This window comes from Candidatus Synechococcus spongiarum SH4 (genome assembly GCF_000586015.1).
GTDB lineage: Bacteria > Cyanobacteriota > Cyanobacteriia > PCC-6307 > Cyanobiaceae > Synechococcus_B > Synechococcus_B spongiarum_F.
The window spans coordinates 1-3,104 of record NZ_JENA01000192.1 but is presented as its reverse complement, the minus strand read 5'-3'; the positions used below and the strand labels follow the sequence as shown (position 1 = coordinate 3,104).

The following is a 3,104-nucleotide window of genomic DNA, read 5'->3' as shown; positions in this document are numbered from 1 at the left end:
AGTCCCCCTGTTCAGCCCGGGGTCGCACCATCACATGGCCCTGTTCACCGATGGAGAAGTAGGGTTGTCCCCAGGCGTCCAGGCCGTAGAGGCGACTGCTCCGGGCCGCTGTCCAGTTGCTCTGATCGGTGAACGACTGCCTTGGGTCGGGATGCATCTGCTCTCGCAGGTGGTGACGCAGCACATGGATGATAACGATTCGTCTTGTGGGCTGATTCAGAGGTTGCTTTGGTCACCTGTGTAGCTGCCACACTTCTGGCCTGGCGGAGGGAGCGGCTGGCGGAGGGGGGCGCCGCCTCCAGCCTGGCCTGGCTGCTGGACGTGGGCGCCGGTTTGGAGCGCAAGCGTTACTACAGCCTGGCGCTCCATCCCCAAGCCACCGTTCAACTCAGTCGCGATCTGGATGAATTGACTCGGCTCTGGCATCGCCACCTGAAGCAGGAGCCGTTGCAGTACCTCCTGGGCCGCTGTCCATGGCGGGACTTCATGCTGACCGTGGCGCCAGGGGTGCTGATCCCCCGTCCGGAAACAGAGTTGCTGGCGGACGTGGCCATCTCCCTCATGGAGGACGCGCCAGCCAGTGGGGGGCTGTGGGCTGATCTGGGCACCGGCAGCGGCTGCCTGGCCCTGGCCCTGGCCACCGCCTTCCCCGACTGTCAGGGTGTGGCGATGGACCAGGATCCAACAGCCTTGGCGGTGGCGGCCCGGAACCTGGAATCCGTGGCCGGGCGGGTGCGCCTGCTGGCGGGGAACTGGTGGCAGCCCTTGCGGCCCTGGTGGGGACGCCTCACCATGGTGGTGAGCAATCCGCCCTACATTCCCACCTCAACCCTGGCCCACCTTGATCCCGTAGTGCGTTGCCACGAACCCCGTCCGGCTCTGGACGGCGGCCCCGACGGGCTTGGATGCTTCCGTGACCTGCTGGCGGGGGTTTCCGCCCTGACGCCGGGTGGCTGGCTGGTGGTGGAGCACGGCCAGGGCCAGGCGCCGGCTCTGGAGACACTCTTTGCAACGGCGGGACTGAGGGCCATCCGGCGGCATCAGGATCTGGAAGGCAACGACCGCTTCCTGGCGGGCTGCACGCCGCACCATTGACCATGATCCCAGAACCCCAATCCCCGGACCACCTGCTCCATCACCTTGGCGCCGACGGTGTGATTGCCATGCCCACGGACACCCTGCCGGCTCTGGCGGCGCGACCGGAAGCGGCTGGTCAACTCTGGCAACTCAAGGGGCGCACGTTGGATAAACCCCTCATTCTCATGGGCGCGGACGCAGCCCAACTCTGGCAGGCCCTGGACATCAAGCCGGAAGCGGCCTGGCAACAGGCCATTGATCACTGGCCGGGAGCCCTCACTCTGGTGGCGCCCCATGGGGGCCCCCTGGCCCGGCGGCTGAATCCAGCGCAACCCACCTCCCTGGGCCTGAGGGTCCCCGACCACCAGGCCACCCAGGCCTTGCTGCGCCGCAGCGGTCCCCTGGCCACCACCAGCGCCAACCGCTCTTCCCAACCCGCTCTGGTGGATCCCGACGCCATTGCCGGGACCTTTCCCCAGGTGCTGCTGGCGGGGCCGCTCCCCTGGAGCGCCCCGTCGGGCCGGGCCAGCACGGTGGTGGCTTGGCGGTCCGGCCGGTGGATCACCCTTCGAGAAGGAGCCATTCAAACCGCAAACTGGCCAAGCTGAAGCAATCGCTCTCCCCCCATGAACGAGGCCAACTTTCCTGGTGACTCCCGTTGGCAGGCCCGGCCCTGGGGACGATCCAGGACGTCACGGCCCAAGGCGGCCTGGCAGCGGCCCATTGGTCAGGGTTGGCAGAAACCCTTCACCGCCCGCAGCGCCTGCAACCTGGATGATGGGCCGTGGCACGGGGCCCCTTTGGGGGGGTTCGGGGCCGGTTGCTTCGGGCGCAGTTCCCGTGGAGACGTCACCCTGTGGCGCCTGGACGGCGGCGAGCACTGGTTTGGCTCCATCCCGGATTGCCAGTTCGCCATCCATGAGCGGCGCGGCGATGATGTCCGCACCCATGCCCTGTCCACTGCGCCCCCCACGGACGGCAGCCTGGCAAGCTGGAACTGGTATCCCCCCAGCCGGTCCTCTCGCGTCACCGGTCATTACGCGGCCCGCTATCCCCTGAGCTGGTTCCAGTACAGCAACGTCTTCCGGGCCCAGATCAGTTGCGAGCAGTTCAGTCCCATCATCCCTGGCAACTACCGGCACACTTCCTATCCCGTGGCCGTGTTCCGCTGGCTGTTCCGCAATCCCGGCCTGCGACCGCTCCAGTTGTCCCTGTTGCTGAGCTGGCGCAACCTTTGCGGCTGGTTCACCAACACCCGCACCAGCCCGGAGGTGGTCTATCGGGAGGACGGCAGCCCGGTGTATGCCTATGTTCCCGCCATTGGCCGCACCGAAGGCCAGCACTGTTCCTTTGTGGATGAGGGCCAGTTACAGGGACTCCTGCTCAACGGTCCCCGCAGCAAGCCGGTGGCGGAGGGGGAGGGCCAGTGGTGTCTGGCGGTGGGCCGGTTGCCGCCAGGGGCGGAGTTGCACCGCTGTGGCCGTTGGCATCCCGGCGGTGACGGTGCGGAGATCTGGACGCCGTTTTCCCGGGACGGGTCCATTCCCCGAGCCATGGACACCCGCCGTAGCGGCGTGGACGATCCCTCGGCGGCGGCCATGGCGGTGCGCTTCCAATTGCGGCCCGGGGAGACGCTGACGTTGCCCCTGGTGATCAGTTGGGATCTGCCGGTGACAGAGTTTGCCAAGGGCATCACCAGCCACCGGCGCTATACGGACTTTTTCGGACGGTCCGGGGACCATGCCGCCGCCATTGCCGCTGAGGCACTCCGGGATTGGCCCCGGTGGCGCCAGGCCATCGACCGCTGGCAACAACCCGTTCTGGAACAGGATGATTTGTCCGAGGCCGTCCGCATGGCCCTGTTCAATGAACTGGGGATCTGGCCAGCGGCGGCAGCCTCTGGACCGCCGCCACCGCTGATCGACCGGTGGGCCACTTCGGTGTCCTGGAATGTCCGGATTACTCCTGGTATGAAAGCCTGGACGTGCGGCTCTACGGCTCCCTCGCCCTGGTGCAACTGTGGCCGG

General features: G+C 67.2%; 3 protein-coding genes and 1 pseudogene. 3 read left to right on the top strand and 1 reads right to left on the bottom strand.

Annotated features, from left to right (window positions below; translation table 11 throughout):
• A partial coding sequence (locus BG35_RS12820; RefSeq protein WP_152535241.1) for a hypothetical protein occupies positions 1-184 on the bottom strand: 184 nt, incomplete at its 3' end.
• 20 nt (positions 185-204) lie between these two features.
• Here BG35_RS12820 and prmC point away from each other — a divergent pair.
• From prmC to BG35_RS11020, 3 genes and pseudogenes are all read left to right on the top strand, one after another.
• Positions 205-1,095: a peptide chain release factor N(5)-glutamine methyltransferase gene (prmC, locus tag BG35_RS0108165; protein ID WP_025782439.1), complete on the top strand. Its 891-nt coding sequence runs from the start codon at positions 205-207 to the stop codon at positions 1,093-1,095.
• Between the two features lie 2 nt (positions 1,096-1,097).
• Complete coding sequence (locus BG35_RS0108160; protein WP_025782438.1) at positions 1,098-1,685, top strand: L-threonylcarbamoyladenylate synthase; 588 nt, start codon at positions 1,098-1,100, stop codon at positions 1,683-1,685.
• Positions 1,686-1,703: 18 nt separating this feature from the next.
• A pseudogene (locus BG35_RS11020) lies at positions 1,704-3,104 on the top strand (GH116 family glycosyl-hydrolase); the annotation flags it as partial.